The organism is Sulfitobacter sp. D7 (genome assembly GCF_003611275.1).
Taxonomy (GTDB): Bacteria; Pseudomonadota; Alphaproteobacteria; order Rhodobacterales; family Rhodobacteraceae; genus Sulfitobacter; species Sulfitobacter profundi.
Genome location: NZ_CP020694.1, coordinates 2,616,430 through 2,635,454, shown reverse-complemented (window position 1 = coordinate 2,635,454; position 19,025 = coordinate 2,616,430). Strand labels below are relative to the sequence as shown.

Annotated in this window: 17 protein-coding genes and 2 tRNA genes; 14 read left to right on the top strand and 5 right to left on the bottom strand. The window is 63.1% G+C overall.

Annotated features, from left to right (window positions below; genetic code table 11):
* The first annotated feature begins 11 nt into the window (after positions 1 to 11).
* Genes B5M07_RS12750 through B5M07_RS12740 form a run of 3 tightly spaced genes read left to right on the top strand, consistent with a single transcriptional unit; the run spans position 12 to position 3,368 of the window.
* On the top strand, positions 12 to 1,772 hold the full coding sequence (locus B5M07_RS12750) for a GMC family oxidoreductase (RefSeq protein WP_120351591.1): 1,761 nt from the start codon (positions 12 to 14) through the stop codon (positions 1,770 to 1,772).
* Complete coding sequence (locus B5M07_RS12745; RefSeq protein WP_120351590.1) at positions 1,769 to 2,992, top strand: c-type cytochrome; 1,224 nt, start codon at positions 1,769 to 1,771, stop codon at positions 2,990 to 2,992. The genes B5M07_RS12750 and B5M07_RS12745 overlap by 4 nt, the downstream gene beginning before the upstream one ends.
* Positions 2,993 to 3,002: 10 nt before the next feature.
* On the top strand, positions 3,003 to 3,368 hold the full coding sequence (locus B5M07_RS12740; RefSeq protein ID WP_120351589.1) for a hypothetical protein: 366 nt from the start codon (positions 3,003 to 3,005) through the stop codon (positions 3,366 to 3,368).
* 111 nt (positions 3,369 to 3,479) lie between these two features.
* Here the strand turns inward: B5M07_RS12740 and B5M07_RS12735 are convergent.
* Positions 3,480 to 3,553, bottom strand: a tRNA-Cys gene (locus B5M07_RS12735).
* Positions 3,554 to 3,696: 143 nt separating this feature from the next.
* Here B5M07_RS12735 and B5M07_RS12730 point away from each other — a divergent pair.
* The 6 genes from B5M07_RS12730 (at position 3,697) to B5M07_RS12705 (ending at position 10,606) form a co-directional block, all read left to right on the top strand.
* Positions 3,697 to 4,350, top strand: a complete 654-nt coding sequence (locus B5M07_RS12730; protein WP_120351588.1) for a protein-L-isoaspartate O-methyltransferase family protein — start codon at positions 3,697 to 3,699, stop codon at positions 4,348 to 4,350.
* A gap of 123 nt (positions 4,351 to 4,473) precedes the next feature.
* Positions 4,474 to 5,910, top strand: a complete 1,437-nt coding sequence (locus tag B5M07_RS12725; RefSeq protein ID WP_120351587.1) for a TolC family outer membrane protein — start codon at positions 4,474 to 4,476, stop codon at positions 5,908 to 5,910.
* Positions 5,911 to 6,004: 94 nt separating this feature from the next.
* The gene (locus tag B5M07_RS12720; protein ID WP_120351586.1) at positions 6,005 to 7,210 is read left to right on the top strand and encodes a hypothetical protein; all 1,206 of its coding nucleotides are present in this window, start codon (positions 6,005 to 6,007) and stop codon (positions 7,208 to 7,210) included.
* A gap of 122 nt (positions 7,211 to 7,332) precedes the next feature.
* Complete coding sequence (locus B5M07_RS12715) at positions 7,333 to 7,791, top strand: (2Fe-2S)-binding protein (protein ID WP_067935422.1); 459 nt, start codon at positions 7,333 to 7,335, stop codon at positions 7,789 to 7,791.
* 2 nt (positions 7,792 to 7,793) lie between these two features.
* Positions 7,794 to 10,034: a xanthine dehydrogenase family protein molybdopterin-binding subunit gene (locus tag B5M07_RS12710; RefSeq protein WP_120351585.1), complete on the top strand. Its 2,241-nt coding sequence runs from the start codon at positions 7,794 to 7,796 to the stop codon at positions 10,032 to 10,034.
* Positions 10,031 to 10,606, top strand: coding sequence for a hypothetical protein (locus B5M07_RS12705; RefSeq protein ID WP_120351584.1), 576 nt, complete (start codon positions 10,031 to 10,033; stop codon positions 10,604 to 10,606). The genes B5M07_RS12710 and B5M07_RS12705 overlap by 4 nt, the downstream gene beginning before the upstream one ends.
* 3 nt (positions 10,607 to 10,609) lie before the next feature.
* On the opposite strand, the gene B5M07_RS12700 is transcribed toward B5M07_RS12705, so the two are convergent.
* Positions 10,610 to 11,545 carry a YihY/virulence factor BrkB family protein gene (locus tag B5M07_RS12700; RefSeq protein WP_120351583.1) on the bottom strand — a complete coding sequence of 312 codons (936 nt, stop codon included), beginning with the start codon at positions 11,543 to 11,545 and terminating at the stop codon, positions 10,610 to 10,612.
* Between the two features lie 168 nt (positions 11,546 to 11,713).
* Between B5M07_RS12700 and B5M07_RS12695 the strand changes: the two genes are divergently transcribed.
* The 5 genes from B5M07_RS12695 (at position 11,714) to B5M07_RS12675 (ending at position 16,538) form a co-directional block, all read left to right on the top strand.
* A tRNA-Gly gene (locus B5M07_RS12695) sits at positions 11,714 to 11,787 on the top strand.
* Between the two features lie 156 nt (positions 11,788 to 11,943).
* Complete coding sequence (locus tag B5M07_RS12690) at positions 11,944 to 13,755, top strand: ABC transporter transmembrane domain-containing protein (protein ID WP_120351582.1); 1,812 nt, start codon at positions 11,944 to 11,946, stop codon at positions 13,753 to 13,755.
* 148 nt (positions 13,756 to 13,903) lie between these two features.
* Positions 13,904 to 15,784, top strand: a complete 1,881-nt coding sequence (locus tag B5M07_RS12685; protein WP_120351581.1) for an acyl-CoA synthetase — start codon at positions 13,904 to 13,906, stop codon at positions 15,782 to 15,784.
* Positions 15,785 to 16,045: 261 nt separating this feature from the next.
* A complete protein-coding gene (locus tag B5M07_RS12680) occupies positions 16,046 to 16,288 on the top strand; it encodes a DUF1127 domain-containing protein (protein WP_240791579.1) in 243 nt (80 codons plus the stop codon).
* The gene (locus B5M07_RS12675) at positions 16,278 to 16,538 is read left to right on the top strand and encodes a hypothetical protein (RefSeq protein WP_120351580.1); all 261 of its coding nucleotides are present in this window, start codon (positions 16,278 to 16,280) and stop codon (positions 16,536 to 16,538) included. The genes B5M07_RS12680 and B5M07_RS12675 overlap by 11 nt, the downstream gene beginning before the upstream one ends.
* A gap of 193 nt (positions 16,539 to 16,731) precedes the next feature.
* Here B5M07_RS12675 and dtd read toward each other — a convergent pair whose 3' ends face one another.
* The 3 genes from dtd to B5M07_RS12660 are packed head-to-tail and all read right to left on the bottom strand — an operon-like array spanning position 16,732 to position 18,966.
* Positions 16,732 to 17,178, bottom strand: coding sequence for a D-aminoacyl-tRNA deacylase (dtd, locus tag B5M07_RS12670; protein ID WP_120351579.1), 447 nt, complete (start codon positions 17,176 to 17,178; stop codon positions 16,732 to 16,734).
* 1 nt (position 17,179) lies between these two features.
* Positions 17,180 to 17,857, bottom strand: a complete 678-nt coding sequence (locus B5M07_RS12665; RefSeq protein ID WP_067935444.1) for a nitroreductase — start codon at positions 17,855 to 17,857, stop codon at positions 17,180 to 17,182.
* Entirely contained in the window at positions 17,854 to 18,966 is a 1,113-nt protein-coding gene (locus B5M07_RS12660; RefSeq protein WP_120351578.1) for a TFIIB-type zinc finger domain-containing protein, read from the bottom strand. The genes B5M07_RS12665 and B5M07_RS12660 overlap by 4 nt, the downstream gene beginning before the upstream one ends.
* Positions 18,967 to 19,025: the final 59 nt, after the last annotated feature.

Below are 19,025 nucleotides of genomic sequence, written 5' to 3'. Positions count from 1 at the left end.
GAGGTGACACGATGACGAAGCAGCTTCCAAAGGTCGACGTGGTTCTGGTCGGTTTCGGCTGGACCGGGGCGATCTACGCCGAGAAGCTGACCGCCGCCGGGATGGAGGTGCTGGCGCTGGAACGCGGCCCGTGGCGCGACACGCCCACGGATTTCGCCACCACCTTCGCGCAGGACGAACTGCGCTATTACTGGCGCCACGGCATGTTCCAGGAAGCCTCGCAATCCACCGTCACTTTCCGCAACAACGGCGCACAGACGGCGCTGCCGATGCGGCACTGGGGGTCCTTCCTGCCGGGCAACGGAGTGGGCGGCTCGGGCGTGCATTGGAACGGCCAGACTTACCGTTTCCTGCCATCGGATTTCGTCGCGAAAAGCCATAACGAGGAACGCTATGGCCCGCTGCCCGAGGGGATGACGGTGCAGGACTACGGCGTCACCTATGACGAGTTGGAGCCGCATTTCGACTATTTCGAGAAGATCTGCGGCATCTCCGGCACGGCGGGCAACCTGCGGGGTGACATCCGTGAGGGCGGCAACCCTTTCGAGGGGCCGCGCAGCGATGACTACCCCAATCCGCCGATGCAGATGACCTTTTCGCAGGACCGGTTCGAGGCTTCGGCGCGGGATATGGGGTTGAACCCTTTCCCCGTGCCCTCGGCCAATATGTCGCGCGCCTATGTCAATCCGCTGGGGATGCAGCTGGCCCCCTGCACCTATTGTGGCTTTTGCGAGAAACACGGCTGCGGCAACTATTCCAAATCCTCGCCGCAGACCACGATTATCCCGGTTTTGATGAAGCGGGAGAATTTCACCCTACGCACGGATTCCGAAGTGCTCTCGGTCGAGAAATCCCCCGATGACACCCGCACCACTGGCGTCACATACGTCGACACCAGCGGCGAGGAATTCTTCCAGCCCGCCGAGGTCGTGGTGCTCTGTGCTTACCCGCTTGAGAACGCCCGGCTGATGCTCTTGTCCGATATCGGCACGCCCTATGATCCGCAGACCGGTGAAGGCGTGGTGGGCAAGAACTACTGCTATCAGGTGATGTCCGGCGCGACGGTCTTTTACGATGAGGAATATACCAACGGCTTTGTCGGCGCGGGCGCGCTCGGCATGGCGGTGGATGAATACAATGGCGACAATTTCGACCATTCCGGGCTGGGCTTTATCGGGGGCGGCTATATCGCCTGCTATACCACCAACGCGCGGCCCATCGAAAGCCATCCGGTGCCTGAGGGCGTGCCGGGCTGGGGCAGTGAATGGAAACAGTCGGTCCGGGCCAATTTCCTCAAGACCACCAACGTGGGCGTGCACGGCGCCTCGATGGCGCATCGCAGCAATTACCTCGATCTTGATCCCACCTATACCGACCGACATGGCAGGCCGCTCTTGCGCATGACCTATGATTTCACGCTGAACGACCGCCGGCTGACTGCCCATCTCACCCCGGTGGCCGAAGAGATTGCCCGAGGCATGGGCGGCCGTGAAGTCAACGTGGCCGAGCGCAAGGGATCCTACGACTCGATGCCCTATCAAACCACGCATAACACCGGCGGCACGATCATGGGGACCGACCCGCAGATGAGCGTCTGCAACCGCTATTGTCAGAGTTGGGACCTGCACAACCTCTTCGTCGCCGGGGCAGGGCTGTTTCCCCAAAACGCGGGCTACAACCCGACCGGCACCGTGGCGGCGCTGGCCTATTGGTCGGTCGCGGCGATCATCGATCAATATATGGCCGATCCCGGCCCGCTGGTGCAGGCATGAAGCGGCTGGCCCTGATCACCGCCCTCTGCGGCGCGAGCCTTGTCCCGGCTGAGGCGCAGGAGCTTGCCTCCTCCGAAGTGGAGCGGGGCCGCTACCTGACGCAGGCGGGCGACTGCAAAGCCTGCCACACGGATATCGACAACGACGGCATTCCCTTTGCCGGGGGCAGGGCGCTGAAGACGCCCTTCGGCACGATCTATTCCGCCAACCTCACCCCGGATGACGAGACCGGGCTGGGCCGCTGGTCGCGCGAGGATTTCTACAATGCGTTGAACGAGGGGATCGACGACGAGGGGCGGCACCTCTACCCCGCGATGCCCTATCCCTATTTCACCCTGATGACCCGGCAGCAGACCGATGCGATCTTTGCCTATCTGCAATCGCTCGAACCGGTGCATGTGGAGGAAGAGGAAAACGATCTGCCGTTTCCGCTTAACATCCGCATGTCGGTGAGCGGCTGGAAGCTGTTGTTCTTCGAGGACGAGGAATTTGTGACCGACCCGGATCGCTCCGAGGCATGGAACCGTGGCCGTTTCCTCGTTGACGGGCCGCTGCACTGTGGCGGCTGTCACACCGGCAAGAACATCCTCGGTGCCAGCAAAGATGATGAATACCTGCGCGGCGGTACGCTGGAGAATTGGTTCGCCCCGAACATCCGCGGCGGTGAGAATGGCGGCATTGCGCATTGGAGCGAGGACGACATCTTCGAGTTCCTGAAATACGGACGCGCCAAACACACCGCCCCGATGCAGCGCATGGGGGAGGTTGTTTCGATCTCGACCCAGTTTCTGGAAGGGAAAGACCTGCGGTCCGTCGCCACCTATCTCAAAACCCTCGACGACACGGCGCGCGCGTCGGAAGAGGCCCCCGAGACGGCGCGAATGGAGGCCGGGGAAGGGCTTTACTTCGACAATTGCGCCGCCTGCCACGTGGCCGATGCCTCGGGCGTGCCCTATTTCTTCGCCCCGCTCAGCACGTCGAACAAACTACACGCCAAGGATCCTTCGACAGCGATCCGTGTCATCCTCGGCGGCGCCCGCGCCCAGCCGACCGAAACGATCCCCAGCATGCTGGCCATGCCACCCTTCGCGTGGAAACTCACCGACGCGCAGATCGCCGACTTGCTGACCTACCTGCGCAATACCGGGGACCGTCAGAGCGGCGCGGTCTCTGCTGAGGCCGTGGCCGAGATGCGCGAATATCTAGCTGAGGAATATTGAGGGTGACCCGATGAGAAATGCCGAGCCGTCGCTTGTCGCGACATTGAGCCTTGCGCTGTGCTTCTCGCGCGCGGCGATGGCGGAACCGCTCTATCTTGGCGAAGTGGAATACAATACCGATGACCGCGCTGTCATGGTTGCGATCGTAGAGCATTGTGCTGGCCTGCAGGCAGAGGTTGAGGCAGCAAAAATCGCCGGGCTTTCAAGAGATGATGAGGAGGGCAATAAGGAAGCTGGTGCAGGACAGCCAAAGCCTTTCGCCAGCTCCCCCGGCATTGCAGTAGACCGCCTTGCTTCAGGTAACGGGACGGGCGAACTGCCGGACCTCTCTCACGTAGCTGCGAGGGACTGTGTCGCGGCCGGCATCACATATTAGGGGAAAGACGCCATTTTTTTGGGGGGCTCGCCTGCAGACGTTAAGGGCCGCTTTCGGCTAACTCAGCGTCCCCAAAGGGGCAAAAACAACCGGGTATACATAAAAATAAAATGGAGGCGAGTACCGGAATCGAACCGGTGTACACGGATTTGCAATCCGCTGCGTAACCACTCCGCCAACTCGCCGACCGGTGGTTGGCGCACTGCTAACGGATCACGAGGAAGGCCGCAAGACCCATATGCGTGTGAAAATGCGGTCAGGGCGTTGCCGCTGGCCCGGCAATGTGGCACATCACTCTTCAGACACCCTGAACGAATGAGTTTAGCTGATGAGTGATTTCGCCGCCCGCCGCGTAACCATGGTAGATACGCAGGTCCGCCCTTCGGATGTGACCAAGTTTCCAATCATCGACGCGATGTTGACCGTGCAGCGCGAAGACTTCGTGCCTGCCGCGCAGCGCGAGGCCGCCTATCTGGGTGAGAATCTCGATCTCGGTCAGGACCGGGTGCTGCTTGATCCGCGGACATTGGCCAAGATGCTTGATCACCTCGACATCACGAACGACGAACTGGTGCTCGATATCGGCTGCGCCATGGGCTACTCCAGCGCCGTCATCGCCCATATGGCCGAGGCCGTCGTCGCCGTCGAAGAAGATGAGGCGATGGCCGCCGAGGCGCAGGAGGCGCTTGCGCAGGCCGGAGCGGACAATGTGATCGTGCATGTCGCCCCGCTGACCGAAGGCGCGCCGCAGCATGGTCCCTATGACGTTGTGATCATTCAAGGGGCGGTGGGCGACGTGCCCGAAGCCTTGTTGGAGCAGGTGAAAGAGGGCGGGCGTATTGCTTGTCTCTTTATGGATCGGGGTCTGGGCGAAGTACGCGTGGGCTATAAACGCGGGGGTCAGGTGTCCTGGCGGCCCGAATTTAACGCCGGTGCGCCGGTGCTGCGTGGCTTTGAACGTCAGGTAGAATTCCAGCTGTAAGCGGGATGATGGCGCGCTGATCCGGATCGCGCGCCGCATCGCTTTCAGGGTAGGGGCACCCGTCCCGATCGGCCCATGGGCCGGTCTAAAAGGTCTAAAAAAGCCATTCAGGGGCATTGAGCCATGAGCGCGAATAGTTTCACGAAAACCCTTAAACGTTTTGCCATCGCAGTGCCGGTGAGCCTTGTTTTGGCGAGCGGCGCTGCCCTGCCGCGGCTGGCCTCGGCGGAAACATTGGCCGACGCGCTGGTGGGGGCCTATGAGCATTCAGGTCTGCTTAACCAGAACCGCGCGCTGCTGCGCGCCGCCGATGAGGATGTGGCCACGGCGAAGTCGGCGCTGAAACCTGTGCTACAGTGGGCGGCGGGGCTTACACAAAGCTTCGGCACCGCGCGCAGCTCTTCGCTGCTGCCGGCCCAGTCGACGGAAAGCCTCCAGGCGTCGATCAGCCTGATTGGTGAGCTGTTGCTCTATGATTTCGGCGCAAGTGCCTATCGGATCGAAGGCGCGAAAGAGACCGTGCTGGCCACCCGTCAGGCCTTGGTGAACCTAGAGCAGCAGGTGCTTTTGCGCGCGGTAGCGGCCTATATGGGCGTGATCGAAGCCTCGGAAACGGTTGAGCTGCGCAACAACAACTTGCGGCTGCTGACCCAAGAACTGCGCGCCGCGCGGGATCGTTTCGACGTGGGCGAGGTTACCCGCACCGATGTGGCCTTGGCCGAAGCGCAGCTTGCCGATGCCCGCAGCGGGCTGGCCGGGGCCGAAGGCACCCTGCTGCGCGCGGTCGAGGAATATCGCAACGCGGTGGGCCATGCGCCCGGCAACCTCAGCCAACCGCCGAGCCTGCCGAATATCGGGGGTGATCTCGCTTCGGCCAAGGCCTTGGCTGTGCGCACCCATCCGTCGATCATCGCCGCACAGCATCAGGTGGCGGCTGCCGATCTTGGCGTCGAAGCCAATGAGGCGGCCATGGCCCCTCGGATCACGTTGAACGGTCAATATGGCCTGAACGAGACCTTCGACAGTGAGGCCTATACCCGCAGCGGCAGCGTCGGGGTGCAGGTTGGGCAGACCATCTATCAGGGCGGGGCGTTGTCCTCGGCCGTGCGCAGTTCGATGGCGCAGCGTGACGCGCAGCGCGCGAACCTGCATGTGGTGCGCCAAGACGTCGAGCAGGAAGTGGGCAATGCCTATGCCACGCTGGCCTCGGCGCGCGCGCAGTTGGAGGCCTCTGACAGGCAGATTCGTGCGGCGCGTATCGCTTTCCGCGGCATCCGCGAAGAAGCCACCCTCGGCGCGCGCACCACATTGGATGTGCTGGATGCCGAACAATCGCTGCTGGATGCGGAATCGACCCGCGTGTCGGCCCGCGCCAACCTTTATGTGGCGGCCTATTCCGTGTTGGCGGCCACGGGGCGGCTGACCGCGCAGGACCTGAAGCTGCCGGTGCAGATCTATGACGCGGGGGCCTATTACAACCTTGTTAAGGACGCCCCTGCTAAATACTCCAAAGAGGGCCAAGCGCTGGATCGCGTGCTGCGCGCGTTGCAAAAAGACTGACATTCCGCACGGTCGTTTGGCATTTTGCACCGCCCCATTGTGAGAATCCTCCCGCGCGGTTAAGCTATCCGCGAGGCAAGAGTGGTAGAGAAATATGTCCGAACCCGTCACAAACGCGGAGGTGGAAGACGTGCTGTCGTCGATTCGCCGATTGGTGTCTGAAGACAAACGTCCCCTGCAAACGTCCAACCCTACGCCGGTGCCCAGCCCCGTTGAGGCGCCCGGTCCTGTAACTGACGCCGAGGCTCAGGCTGCTGCCCCCCAGCAGCAGGACGAGGGGGCAGAGTTCAAAAGCATGCGCTCGACGGCGGCGGATAAGATTACGTCGGAGGACTTCACCCCGCATCTGTCGCTGCGCGCCACCACTGCCAGCCCAGCACGCCCTGATTCCGATGATGAGACCAGCGAGCTGCCCAAGACCACGCCGCAGCCGCTGAGCCTTACCCAAGCCATGCAGACCGAAGAGGATGACAGTGCCGAGGAGGCAGAGCGTCCCTTCGTCTCTGCCCGCCATCCCGCCACCCCGCCAGCCGACAAACCGCTAAGCGCGTCTAGCGACCGTTTGGTGCTGACCCCGGCGCTCAGGGTGGCCACCTCGGACGGCAAAGGCCGCCCGCAGCCCGCCGCCGTTGACCCCGCCAAGGTCTCGCCTTTGGACTATGACATGCTGCATGACGATCCCAGTGATCTGCATGCCGAAGACTACGGCACCCCCGCTTCTGAACCCGTGTCAGACGCCGCGGCGGAGGTTGAGGCCAAGGCCCGGACCGTCTCCGAGGCGGTGGCCAAGGCCACGGGCGCCAGCCGCAGCGACAAGCTGGCCGCGTTGGAGACAGCCATCGGCAAGATCTCTGACGATTGGGACCCCGACGCCCCCGGCGACAACGACTATTCCGGTACAGAGCCCCCGGCGATGGAGTGGAAAGACGATGCGGAGCTAGAGGCGCCAGAGGCACCGATCGCCGACACGGCAACGGTAGAGGCCGAAAAACCGGCCCCGCGCCGCCCGCAGCCCTCGACACCGCAGGTCGAAGAACAGGTGCGCCGTTTTGCCGACAGCGGCCCGCGTGTCGCCGATCCGGCGGCGACCGCACCGGAATTCGGCTATACCGTCTCTGCGCAAGACGAAGGCGTGGCGGGCGATGACCAGTTCCTTGACGAAGAGGCGCTGCGCGATCTGGTGACAGAGATCGTCCGCGCCGAGTTGCAAGGCGCTTTGGGCGAACGGATCACCCGCAATGTGCGCAAACTGGTGCGCCGCGAGATCCACCGCGCCCTCACGGCACAAGACCTCGAATAGGCCAAGGGGCGGCACCTGCTGGCCATCCCCTGACAAGATGACGCTGCGCGACCCGCCGCGCGCGGCCTTGCGCGATATGCGCCGCCGTTTACATTAAGGCCAACAGGGCGGAAGGATCACCGATGGAATTGACGGTTAACGGCACGGTCCACGAAGTGGACGTGGAAGACGACATGCCGCTCCTGTGGGTCTTGCGCGACGAGTTGGGAATCACCGGGCCGAAATACGGCTGCGGCATCGCGCAATGCGGTGCTTGCACCGTGCACGTCGATGGGCTGGCCGTGCGGTCTTGCCAATTGCGGGCGGCGGATGTGAATGGCAATGTCACCACCATCGAAGGCTTGGGCACGCCCGAAGCGCTGCATGTGGTGCAGGCGGCATGGGTGGAGCATCAGGTCGCGCAATGTGGCTACTGCCAATCCGGACAGATCATGCAAGCAGCCTCGTTTCTTGAGTTGAACCCCGAGCCGACAGACGATCAGATCGACGCCGCGATGAGCGGCAACCTCTGCCGCTGCGGCACCTATCCGCGCATCCGCGCTGCGGTCCACAGCGCCGCCGCGCGTTTGCGGGGGGCCTGAATATGTCGCGCCTGCGCACCATCACCCGCCGTAGTTTTATCGTCGGCTCTGCGGCCATTGCCGGGGGTGTCGCCTTTGGCACCTATCTTTATAAACGTGACCTGAAGAACCCGCTGCTTGAGGGGCTGGCCCCCGGCGCGGCGGCGATCACACCCTACGTCAAAATCGACGCAAGCGGTGTCACCTTGATCACCCCGCGCGCCGATGTGGGGCAGGGGGCATATTCTATCCAAGCTCATATGATTGCTGAGGAATTGGACGTCGATCTTAATGCGGTTCAGATCACGCCCGGCCCTCCTTCGCCGGTCTATTACAATGGCGTGGTCGGGGTTGAAGCGATGCCGATCGCCGCGACCTCAGAGACGCTGCTCGCGCGGACCGGGCGCGGGGCGTCGGATGTGGCGGGGAAACTGCTGGGCCTGCAACTGACCGGCGGCAGTTCTACCGTGCCGGATATGTATGACCGCTTGCGCATGGCCGGGGCTGTGGCACGTGAAACGCTCTTGGCCGCCGCCGTGGCGCAGACAGGTCTAGAGCGGAGCCAGCTTAAGACCGAAGCGGGCGCCGTGGTGCTGCCCGATGGGATGCGCTTGGCCTATCAGGACCTAGCCGCCGCAGCAGCAGAGATTGATCCGGTGACCGACGTCGCGCTGCGCGATCCCAGCGACTGGCGGCATTTGGGCAAGGCGCAAATGCGCACCGATATCGTGCCGAAATCCACCGGCACCCAGACCTATGGCATCGACATGGCGATGGAAGGGATGCTCCATGCTACGACCCGCACCAACCCGGCGCAGGGCGGAAAGATCATGGGATTTGATGCGGGCCACGCCGAAAAGATGCGCGGTGTGAAGGCGGTGTTGCCGATCACCGGCGGCGTCGCGGTGGTTGCCGACAATACTTGGCGGGCCTTTCAAGCCGCGCAGGCGGTGGAATGCGATTGGGGGCCGTCGCCCTATACCGGCGATACGGCAGAGCAGTTCAAAGCGGTCGCGGCCTCCTTTACCGAAGACCGCCAAGACAGCCGGTTCCGCGATGACGGCGACGTGCCCGCCGCCCTTGCCGACGGCGATGTGCTGGAGGCCGAGTACCGCATTCCCTACCTCGCCCACGCCCCGCTAGAGCCGATGAGCGTCGTGGTGAAGCTTGAGAAAAGCCGCGTCGACATTTGGACCGGCACGCAGATTCCGCGTTTCATGCAGGCCAATGTCGCCGCGCTAACCGGGATCGACGCCGAGAACGTGCATATCCATGTGCTGATGTCAGGCGGCAGTTTCGGACGGCGGTTGGAGGATGACTATACCCTGCGCGCCGCCGAAGTGGCGATGCAAATGCCCGGCACGCCGATCAAGATGGTCTGGTCGCGCGAAGAGGATTTCACCCATGACTTCCCCCGCCCGCTGGCTATGGCTCGGGCGCGTGGCAAGGTCTCGGATGGGCAGATCGCGGCCTATGATCTGGCCATCGCGGCACCTTCGACGGCGGAATCGCAAATGGCGCGGTTGAACCAGCCGGTTTTTGGCCCCGACATCGCCATCGTGGCGGGCGCGTGGGATCAGCCCTTCGCGATCCCCGATTACCGCGTCACCGGCCACCGGGTGCCGGCGATGGTGCCGGTCAGTTCGTGGCGGTCGGTCGGGGCGTCGGGCAATGGGTTTCTGCACGAAAGCTTCATGGATGAGATGTGCCATGCCGCAGGCGTCGATCCGTTGGAGGAACGGTTGCGGCTTTGCACCCATGCGCCCTCCCGCGGGGTGTTGGAGGCCGTGGGCGAGATGTCGGATTGGGGCGCGGACCTTGGGCCGGGGCGGGGCCGGGGGCTGGCGTTTTGCCTGTCCTTCGGCGTGCCGGTGGCCGAGGTGGTTGAGGTCAGCCAGACCGAAGCGGGCCTCAAGATCGACCGCGTTTTCGTGGCCGCCGAAGTGGGCCGCGTGTTGGACCCGGTGAACTTTGAGGCGCAGCTTTCCGGGGCGGTGATTTGGGGCTTGGGCCATGCGATGAACTGCGAGCTTACCTATCGCGACGGGGTGCCGCAGCAGGATAACTATCACCTCTACGAAGGGCTGCGGCTGTATCAGACGCCCAAGATCGAGGTGCGCGGGCTAGAGAATGGCGGCAAACTGCGCGGCATCGGTGAGCCGGGTGTGCCACCTGCCGCGCCTGCGCTGGCCAATGCGATCTTTGCCGCCACGGGTCAGCGTATTCGTGAACTCCCCCTCTCCAAATCCGTGGATTTCGCATGAAGTACCTCCTGACCTGTGCCGCGCTGATGCTGGCCGCCCCCGCAGTAGCGCAGGATGCGCCAGACCGGGCGGAGGGGCTGGCCGCGTGGGACCGGATTTTTACCGTTACCGCGCATCCGCGCTGCACCAACTGCCATGTGGGCGAAGAGGGGCAGCCGATGTGGCAGGCATTGGGCTATGGGCCAGAGGCGGTGCATGGCATGAACGTGCGCGCGGGCGAGAGCCGGATCGGGGCCGAGAGCATTCCTTGCAACGCCTGCCACGTCACCTCTGCCGCCGCCAATACCGTGCCCCACGCCCCGCCGCATATCGACGATGCATGGCGGCTGCCTCCGGTGGAATTGGCGTGGCTCGGCAAGACCTCGGCAGAGGTCTGCACCCAGTTGCGCGACCCTGAAACCAACGACGGGCATGACATCGCCTCATTGGTCGATCACCTGCAAAACTCGGCTTTCGTGAACTGGGGTTTCGCCCCCGGTGCGGGACGGTCGGTGCCCAAAGGGTCGCTTGATGCGCTGGTGCATGATGTGACGGTCTGGGGCGCTGCGGGCACGCCCTGCGAAGGGGATTGAGGGTTAATCGCTCATCGCGCGGGCCAGTCTGCGAATGCGCAGCGCGCGGTTCAACTCGCCGCCAAAGATCAGCACCAGTGCGGCGAGATACATGAAATAAAGCGCCGCGATGATCCCCGCCATGCCCGCGTAATAGCTGGCATAGGTGCCAAAGCTGCGCAGGTAGGACGAAAAGAGCATCGCCAGCAGGGTCCATGCAACGGCGGTGGCCACCACCCCGGGCCAGATGTTGTTAAACTTGGTGCGCCGGGCGGGCAGGATCACATGGGCGGCAAAAAGCGCGACCAACAGGATCGTGGCCGAGGCCGGAAAGCGGACAAGGCCGACAGTCACCGACCCCGGATCAAACCCCGGCATCAGCATATGCAGCCAAGACCCGGCACGCGGGGCCAGCACCAAAAGGTATCCCACGATCACAAGGATCAGGCTTGCCAGCAGCACCATGGCCACCTGCACCGCATAGATCGTGAAGACCGAGCGCGTCTCGCGCAGCCCATAGGCGCGGTTCAGGCCGATGCGGACCCCATCGACCCCGCCCACAGCAAACCAGACGGTCAGCAAGATACCCACGCTCAGCAGATCGCCGCGCGGCACGGTCATGACCTTTTCCACCTCTGACACGATGGGTTCGATCAGGGCAGGGGGGACAATGGCGATCAGGAAGTGGATCAAGTCATCGGCCATCGACCGATCGCCGACAAAGGCGGTGAGCGAACTGGTGAAAATCAGGAACGGAAAAATCGCCAGCAACGCGCGAAAGGCCACGTTTCCGGCCATACCAAAGGCGTCATCGCTCCACAGGCGCAGCACCGCTTCGTGCAGAACTGCGCGCGCGACCCGCAGCCCGGTGCCGTGAAACAGGTCCTCGGGGTTCTCGCTAAGAACACCGTGGGTCAACACGACTTCGCGCTTTTGGTCCTGAGCCGATCTGGCGTCCATGCCAATGCCTCGTTTTCATCCCATGAGGCTAAGCTAGTGCCCGATGGCCCGGGCTGCCACCTTGATGACGGGCCACTGGCAAGAGCAGGCTCATGCGATTGATCTTGCCAAAGGGTGATGGCTCCACTTGACGCTCGCAGAGCGATAAAATAGGAGGGAGGCCGTAGCGCGGGCGTTGTGTAATGGTAAGACCTCAGCCTTCCAAGCTGATGATGCGGGTTCGATTCCCGCCGCCCGCTCCACTCTTTCCCCAGACCTGTTTTGACCGCCGCCACCGCGCGGGATAGTTGCGCCTGCTGCGCTCATCAGGGGCGGCAGATTGTCCTTATGACGGCGGTCCTGCTTGACCCTGCCCAGCCCCCGCGCCATGACCGATGTGGAAAGACAAAGGAAAGCCCATGGCCCGCACCCCAGCCCCCGCACAGTCCGCCAAAGATGAACGCGAAAAGTCGCGGCGGATCGGCGCTCTGGCGGCGTTGATGCCTTTCATGGCCCCTTACCGCGTGCTCATGGCCGCCGCCGGGGCAGCGCTGGTGCTGACCGCGATGATCTCACTGACGCTGCCCTTGGCCGTGCGCCGGGTGATCGACAATTTCGGCACCGGGGAGAGCGAATTGCTCGACCTTTATTTCGTTGCCGCCCTGCTGATCGCGGCGCTGCTCGCCGTGGGCACCGGGCTGCGCTATGCGCTGGTGACCCGGTTGGGCGAACGGGTGGTGGCCGATATCCGGCGCGCGGTTTTTGACCGCGTGGTGGGCATGAGCCCATCGTTTTATGAGCGCATCATGACCGGCGAAGTGCTGAGCCGGATCACCACCGACACGACGCTGATCCTGTCGGTGATCGGGTCTTCGGTCTCGATCGCGCTGCGCAACCTGTTGATTTTCGTGGGCGGCTTGGGGCTGATGCTGCTGACTTCGGCCAAGCTCACTGGGCTTGTGCTGCTGATCGTGCCTGCGGTGGTGATCCCGATCCTGACGCTGGGCCGCCGCCTGCGGGTGCTGAGCCGAGAGAACCAAGACTGGATCGCGGCGAGTTCGGGCAATGCCTCAGAAACGCTGGGCGCGGTGCAAACGGTGCAGGCTTTCACCCATGAGGCCGCAAGCCGGGGCCAATTCGCGCAGATGACCGAAGCCTCTTTCGATGCCGCGCAGCGCCGGATCAAGACCCGCGCCGCGATGACGATGATCGTGATTTTTCTGGTCTTCGCGGGCGTGGTGGGCGTGCTGTGGATCGGCGCGCGGGATGTGCGCGCCGATGTGATGAGCGCGGGCGCGCTGGTGCAATTCGTGATCTATGCGGTCATGGTCGCGGGCGCGGTCGCCGCCCTGTCCGAGATCTGGGGCGAGTTGCAGCGCGCAGCGGGTGCCACGGAGCGGCTGGTTGATCTGCTCCAGACCGAGGACACGGTGCAAGACCCGTCGCCCGAGGGGCAGACCACCCTGCCGCAGCCCGTGGCGGGCAAAATCGCCTTTGAGAACGTGCAATTCACCTATCCCGCCCGGCCCGATGTGGCGGCGTTGGATGGCATCGATCTCGAGATCAATCCGGGTGAGACGGTGGCCTTTGTCGGCCCCTCGGGCGCGGGGAAGACGACAATCATTCAGATGATCTTGCGCTTTTATGACCCGCAGTCGGGGCGGATCACGCTGGATGGTGTGGACCTGCGCGATGTGGCGCGGGATCACTTCCGCCGTGCTATTGCGCTGGTGCCGCAAGACCCGGTGATCTTTGCCGCCACGGCGGCCGAGAATATCCGCTTTGGACGGCCCGATGCCAGTGACGCAGAGGTTGAGGAGGCCGCCCGCGCCGCGGCGGCGCATGATTTCATCACCGCATTGCCCGAGGGCTATGACAGCTATCTGGGCGAGCGTGGCGTGATGCTGTCTGGCGGGCAGAAACAGCGCATCGCCATCGCCCGCGCCATCCTGCGCGACGCGCCGGTTCTGTTGCTGGATGAGGCGACCTCTGCGCTGGATTCGGAAAGCGAAGGGCTTGTGCAGGCTGCTGTGGACCGTCTGAGTGCCGACCGCACCACGTTGATCGTGGCGCACCGTCTGGCCACTGTGAAAAAGGCAGACCGCATCGTGGTGATGGAGGCGGGGCGCATCGCCGCCATCGGCACCCATGACGAACTGGTGGCCAGCGACGGGCTATATGCGCGTCTGGCGCGGCTGCAATTCACCGATGGGGCCGTCGCCGCAGCCTAAGGCAAGCTTGAACCACGCAACCCCGGCGTTACGTCACCCTAGTGTGACGTTGCGTTTGTTGCCGCCGATTGCTTGCGAAACGGCGCGTTTCACCGCAATCTGGCGCGAGGAGAATAAGCCGGAACACCGGCATAGGGGAGGAGACACCATGACATTCGCCGGGATCGAAGACCGCAATGCCATCGCGGCGGAAATGCCGTGGGAAGACCGCGACGTGGCCAAGACGCTCTACGGAATGCTGAGCAATACGACCGCGAAATTCCCCAACCACAACGCCGTCAGCTATCAGATATTCTCAGGCCCCAAAGACAAGGCCGAAACGCTGAGCTGGAAAGAGTTGCATGGCCGTGTGACGCAGGCCGCGAACCTGTTCCGCAGCCTCGGCGTGGGCGAGAAAGACGTGGTGGCCTATGTGCTGCCGAACTGTAACGAGACGACGATCACCCTGCTGGGCGGCGCCGTGGCCGGGATCGTCAGCCCGATCAACCCGCTGCTGGATGCCGAACAAATCGGCGCGATCCTGCGCGAGGTCGGCGCATCGGTCGTCGTTACCCTGCGGCCTTTCCCCAAAACGGATGTGGCCCAAAAGACCGCCGAGGCGGTGCGCCTTGCGCCCAAGGTGCATACGGTGCTCGAAGTTGATCTGGTCCGCTATTTGACCCCACCGAAAAGCTGGATTGTCCCGCTGGTGCGGCCCAAGGGGATGGTGAACAATCAGGCGAAATACCTCAACTTCAACGCCGAAATCGCCAAACAGAACACTTCGCTCAACTTTGAGGATGTGCAAGAAGACCGCGTTGCCTGCTATTTCCACACCGGCGGCACCACCGGCATGCCCAAAGTCGCGCAGCACAAGTATTCCGGGCTGATCTACAACGGTTGGCTGGGCCATCGCCTGCTGTTCAGCGAGCAGGACAATATCATGTGTCCGCTGCCGCTGTTCCACGTCTTTGCCTGCCACGTCATCCTGATGGCCGCCGTGTCTTCGGGCGCGCATGTGGTCTTTCCGACGCCGCAGGGTTATCGCGGGGACGGGGTCTTTGACAACTTCTGGAAGCTGGTCGAGCGGTGGAAGATCACCTTTATCATCACCGTGCCCACGGCGATTTCGGCCAAGATGCAGCGCCCGATCGATGCGGATGTCAGCACCGTAAAGACCGCCTTCTCCGGCTCGGCCCCGCTGCCGCTTGAACTCTTCCGCCGCTTTGAAAAGGCCACAGGCGTCACGCTGGTCGAAGGCTACGGCCTGACCGAGGCCACCTGCCTTGTGTCCTGTAACCCGACGGATGGCCCCAAAAAGGTCGGCTCCATCGGCATCGCATTCCCCTATTCGGATGTGCGCATCATCAAGGGCACGGCAGACGGGCCGATTGACGCAGAAACGGATGAGATCGGCGAGATCTGCGTGTCGAACCCCGGTGTCTTTGCGGGCCATACCTATGTCGAGGAAGACAAGAACAAAGACCTCTTCTACCACGGCAAATACCTGCGCACTGGCGATCTGGGCCGGATTGACGCGGATGGCTATATTTGGATCACGGGCCGCGCCAAAGACCTGATCATCCGCGGCGGTCACAACATCGACCCCGCCGAGATCGAAGAGGCGCTGCTGGGCCATGAGGCCGTCGCTTTTGCCGGTGCCATCGGCCAGCCCGACCCCCATGCAGGCGAGGTGCCCTGTGCCTTCGTCGAACTGGTGGAGGGCGCCAAGGTCACCGAAGAGGAACTGCTCGCCTTTGCGCGCGAGCATGTCGCCGAACGTGCTGCCCAGCCAAAGCACCTCAAGATCATGGATGAGTTGCCCAAGACCGCCGTGGGCAAGATCTTTAAGCCCGACCTGCGCAAGGATGCGATCACGCGGGTCTATAATGGCAGCCTTGAGAAGGCGGGCTGTGCTGCGCGGGTGACCGACGTGATAGACGACAAAAAGCGCGGGTTGGTGGCTCAGGTCACCATGCATGACGCCACGCATGACGACGTGTCGAAAGTGCTCAGCGTCTATACGCGTCCTTGGGAACCTGTGAGCTAAACGACTCAGACGGGTAGGGCGGCCTAGATCGCCACCATTCCCCAAATTCCCCGATTGCAGCCCCGCTGCGTTGCGCCGATGCACATTTCCTGTGTATCGGCGCAAAAATTTTAGGCTGTTTACTTGTAGTTAGCCCCCGGCCTTTCGCGACAGGCATAGCGCCTATGCAAATTCTGCGGGTTCAAAATAGGGTCAGAGCGTACTACTTCTGCATTGCAGCATTGATAATGCACTTGCAGCATTCTGAAAGGAGTTGCGCTTATGACGATGGCAATCTCACGTGGCACCACCCTGAGCTCCGCGCTCGATGGGCTTCATCACACCTTTGACGGCATGCGCCGTCGTGTGGCCCAGATCAAGGCCCGGCGCGCAGCTTACAACCGAACTTTCACAGAACTTAACGTACTGAGTGATCGCGAACTGTCGGACATCGGCATCGCGCGGTACGACATCCGGCGTGTTGCGTCGGAAGAACTTTCGAAGGAACAGACCTATGAAGTATGACAACACCCTATCCGCCCCTCACGGTTTCTCCCTGCGTGACGCGACCGCTCCGGTATTCGGTGCGCTTGGCACCGCTGCTGGCAAAGTCGGCACCCTGCTGGCGCGTGGCGTCACCCAAATGCAGATTTCGCGTATGCAATCCGTCCTCAACAGCATGAGCGACGCACAGCTTGAGCGCGCGGGCATCGACCGCAACCAGATCCCGCAGCACGCCCAAGCGCTGGTGACAGAAGAATACGACGGTCTGTAAGCCGCAGCGCTTATGACCTTCAGCAATCAATGTCGCGCCCTGCGCGCTGCATTGTCAGGTGCCGGACCCCGCTCCTCCTTCCCGGGTTGATCTGACACCGCATATTAACGGTCCTCCTCCTCCCGGACCCGTTATACCGACCGGCAAGCTTACCTCCTCCCAAGCTTGCCGGTCCATGCTTTCTACCCCAATATCAAGGCGCTGCGCTGTCGAGCCAGAGGGTCACCGGCCCGTCATTGACCAGCGCCACCGACATGTCGGCGCCGAACCGTCCCATCTGAACTGGAATGTCCAGAGCGGCGAGGCTGCGGGCGAAATGCGCGTAAAGCGCCTCGGCCATGTCCGGCTTTGCCGCGCCGGAAAAGCCGGGGCGATTACCGCGCGAGGTATCGGCGGCGAGGGTGAATTGGCTCACCACCAAGTCCGCGCCGCCGGTTTGCGCAAGGCTCAGGTTCATCTTGCCGCCTTCATCCTTGAAAAGCCGGAGTTTAGAGATTTTCAGGGCGAGTTTCTCGGCGGTTTCTTCGGTGTCTTCGGGCATGGCACAAACAAGGATCAGCAGGCCGGGGCCGATCTCTCCGATGATGTCACCCTCGACCGTGACCGACGCCTCGGTCACCCGTTGCAGCAATGCGCGCATGTCAGTCTTTCCAATCGATAATCTCTGAGGGGGCCGCCCGTTCGGTGCGAAAGCCATTGGCCGGATGCTTGGCATCGGCATAGCCGAATGAGATCGCGCAGAGCACCAGCCGATCCTCGGGCAGATCAAGCACCTCACGCACCAAAGGCGCATAGGCGGCGATGGCGGCCTGCGGGATGCTGGCCACGCCAAGCGCCGTCGCGGCGAGGGTGAAGGCCGTGACGAAGCCGCCGCAGTCCATCGCACCATAGGGGCCAAGCTCGCTCGGGGCGGTCACGATGGCCACATGCGGCGCGTCAAAAAGCGCGTAGTTGCGCAGCATCTGTGCCTTGCGCGCGTCGCGGTCGGATTTCGCGATGCCCACCGCGTCGTAGAGTTGGAAGCCACAAGTGCGGCGACGCTCGGCATAGGCGCCCGAATAGCCTGTAGGCCACGGCAGGTCCGGCTCCACCGGGGTATTTGCGCTTGCGGCCTCAAGCAGTGCGGCGCGAAAGGCGTCGGTGCCCGCGCCGCGCGTTACGGTCACCTGCCATGGCTGCGCATTGCACCATGAGGGCACGTGACGCGCGGCGCTGACGATCTGGGTGATGGTCTCCTCAGGCAGTGGGTCAGAGAGAAAGGCGCGACAGGAGTAGCGGGCCTGCAAGAGGTCGGTGAATTGGTCATAGGTCTGGGTCATTGCTGGGCCATGAAATAGCCGACGATGGCGGCGGCGATCAGCCCCAGCACCACGGCGAAAGTGATCTTGATCGCGGAATAGGGCCGTTCGCCCTGCACCTTGCCGGAGTGGCCATTCACCACAAAGCGATAGGTCTTGCCGCGGTATTTATACGCGGCCAGCCAGACCGGCAGCAGGATATGTTTGAAGGTCACATCGCTGATCTGCGTGTTGATGTCATGCACCCGCTGGCGGTCCCCGCCGATGTCGAATTTCACGTCCCGTTCAATCACCCGGTCCATATGGGCGCGGGCCTGAACAAAGCCTTCCTCCAGCGTGATGCCGTAAGCCTCGGCCCGGAAACCGGCGAGGTATTCCGGCGCATAGGGCTCCAGCGCCGAGAGGTCCCAAGGGTGCAGCGCATCGGTGTGTTTCTTGGGCAAAGAGCGCGAGGCAAGCACCAGCACATCGTCAAAGAACCGCGCAACCCGGCCCGACGCCGCCCGCCAGCGGATTTTCGGCACCTGTTGCTGCACCCGTTTTCCATCGCGCATAACGGTGCGCGTGACGTAATAGACCGTGCCCCGCTCCCCGCGATAGCTGGAGGCGGTCTGCGCGTCATAGGTCCAGAACGGCACGTAAATGCCCTGCATCCGGCGGCCCTTGCGGGCATATTGCTGCAGGCCATTGGGCGCGAACCAAAGACCGCCGAGCCAGTCTTTCATGGCATCGCGGGCGCTTTCTTCGGGCAGGGCAAAGGGCAGCACGGCGCGGGGTTTGATATGTCGGTTGGTGCCGGTGTCGATCACCACGGGCGTGGCGCAAAAGGGGCATTCGGCGGCGTGTTTGCCGGGCTCGAATTCCACCTGCGCCGCACAATTGGGGCAGGTGGTGACGCGGGTCTCTTCCATCTCGGCGTCGGGCAAGGCGGCCTCTAGCCCCGCGCGGAAATCTTGCTCGGCGATGGCATGGGCGTGGCGGCCCGTGCCGTCGATAGGCTCCACATTGCCGCAGTGATCGCAGATCAGCAGCGACTGCGCCGGATCAAAGCGCATGTCAGAGCCGCAGGTGTCACAGGGGAAACGGTGCTCTTCTAGCGGGGCGGCGGGGGGCAGATCGGTGGCGGACATAAGGGGTGCTTTGCAAGGTCAATCGCGGCGGTGCGGATGGGGGGGCCGCAGCCCTAGAG

What these genes read in the sequence shown, in the direction of transcription:
- dtd (WP_120351579.1), bottom strand. Translation starts at nt 17,178, where the DNA reads ATGCGCGCATTGCTGCAACGGGTGACCGAGGCGTCGGTCACGGTCGAG.
- B5M07_RS12710 (WP_120351585.1), top strand. Translation starts at nt 7,794, where the DNA reads ATGTCGCGCCTGCGCACCATCACCCGCCGTAGTTTTATCGTCGGCTCT.
- B5M07_RS12740 (WP_120351589.1), top strand. Translation starts at nt 3,003, where the DNA reads ATGAGAAATGCCGAGCCGTCGCTTGTCGCGACATTGAGCCTTGCGCTG.
- B5M07_RS12720 (WP_120351586.1), top strand. Translation starts at nt 6,005, where the DNA reads ATGTCCGAACCCGTCACAAACGCGGAGGTGGAAGACGTGCTGTCGTCG.
- B5M07_RS12675 (WP_120351580.1), top strand. Translation starts at nt 16,278, where the DNA reads ATGAAGTATGACAACACCCTATCCGCCCCTCACGGTTTCTCCCTGCGT.
- B5M07_RS12745 (WP_120351590.1), top strand. Translation starts at nt 1,769, where the DNA reads ATGAAGCGGCTGGCCCTGATCACCGCCCTCTGCGGCGCGAGCCTTGTC.
- B5M07_RS12725 (WP_120351587.1), top strand. Translation starts at nt 4,474, where the DNA reads ATGAGCGCGAATAGTTTCACGAAAACCCTTAAACGTTTTGCCATCGCA.
- B5M07_RS12665 (WP_067935444.1), bottom strand. Translation starts at nt 17,857, where the DNA reads ATGACCCAGACCTATGACCAATTCACCGACCTCTTGCAGGCCCGCTAC.
- B5M07_RS12690 (WP_120351582.1), top strand. Translation starts at nt 11,944, where the DNA reads ATGGCCCGCACCCCAGCCCCCGCACAGTCCGCCAAAGATGAACGCGAA.
- B5M07_RS12705 (WP_120351584.1), top strand. Translation starts at nt 10,031, where the DNA reads ATGAAGTACCTCCTGACCTGTGCCGCGCTGATGCTGGCCGCCCCCGCA.
- B5M07_RS12715 (WP_067935422.1), top strand. Translation starts at nt 7,333, where the DNA reads ATGGAATTGACGGTTAACGGCACGGTCCACGAAGTGGACGTGGAAGAC.
- B5M07_RS12730 (WP_120351588.1), top strand. Translation starts at nt 3,697, where the DNA reads ATGAGTGATTTCGCCGCCCGCCGCGTAACCATGGTAGATACGCAGGTC.
- B5M07_RS12700 (WP_120351583.1), bottom strand. Translation starts at nt 11,545, where the DNA reads ATGGACGCCAGATCGGCTCAGGACCAAAAGCGCGAAGTCGTGTTGACC.
- B5M07_RS12685 (WP_120351581.1), top strand. Translation starts at nt 13,904, where the DNA reads ATGACATTCGCCGGGATCGAAGACCGCAATGCCATCGCGGCGGAAATG.
- B5M07_RS12750 (WP_120351591.1), top strand. Translation starts at nt 12, where the DNA reads ATGACGAAGCAGCTTCCAAAGGTCGACGTGGTTCTGGTCGGTTTCGGC.
- B5M07_RS12680 (WP_240791579.1), top strand. Translation starts at nt 16,046, where the DNA reads ATGACGATGGCAATCTCACGTGGCACCACCCTGAGCTCCGCGCTCGAT.
- B5M07_RS12660 (WP_120351578.1), bottom strand. Translation starts at nt 18,966, where the DNA reads ATGTCCGCCACCGATCTGCCCCCCGCCGCCCCGCTAGAAGAGCACCGT.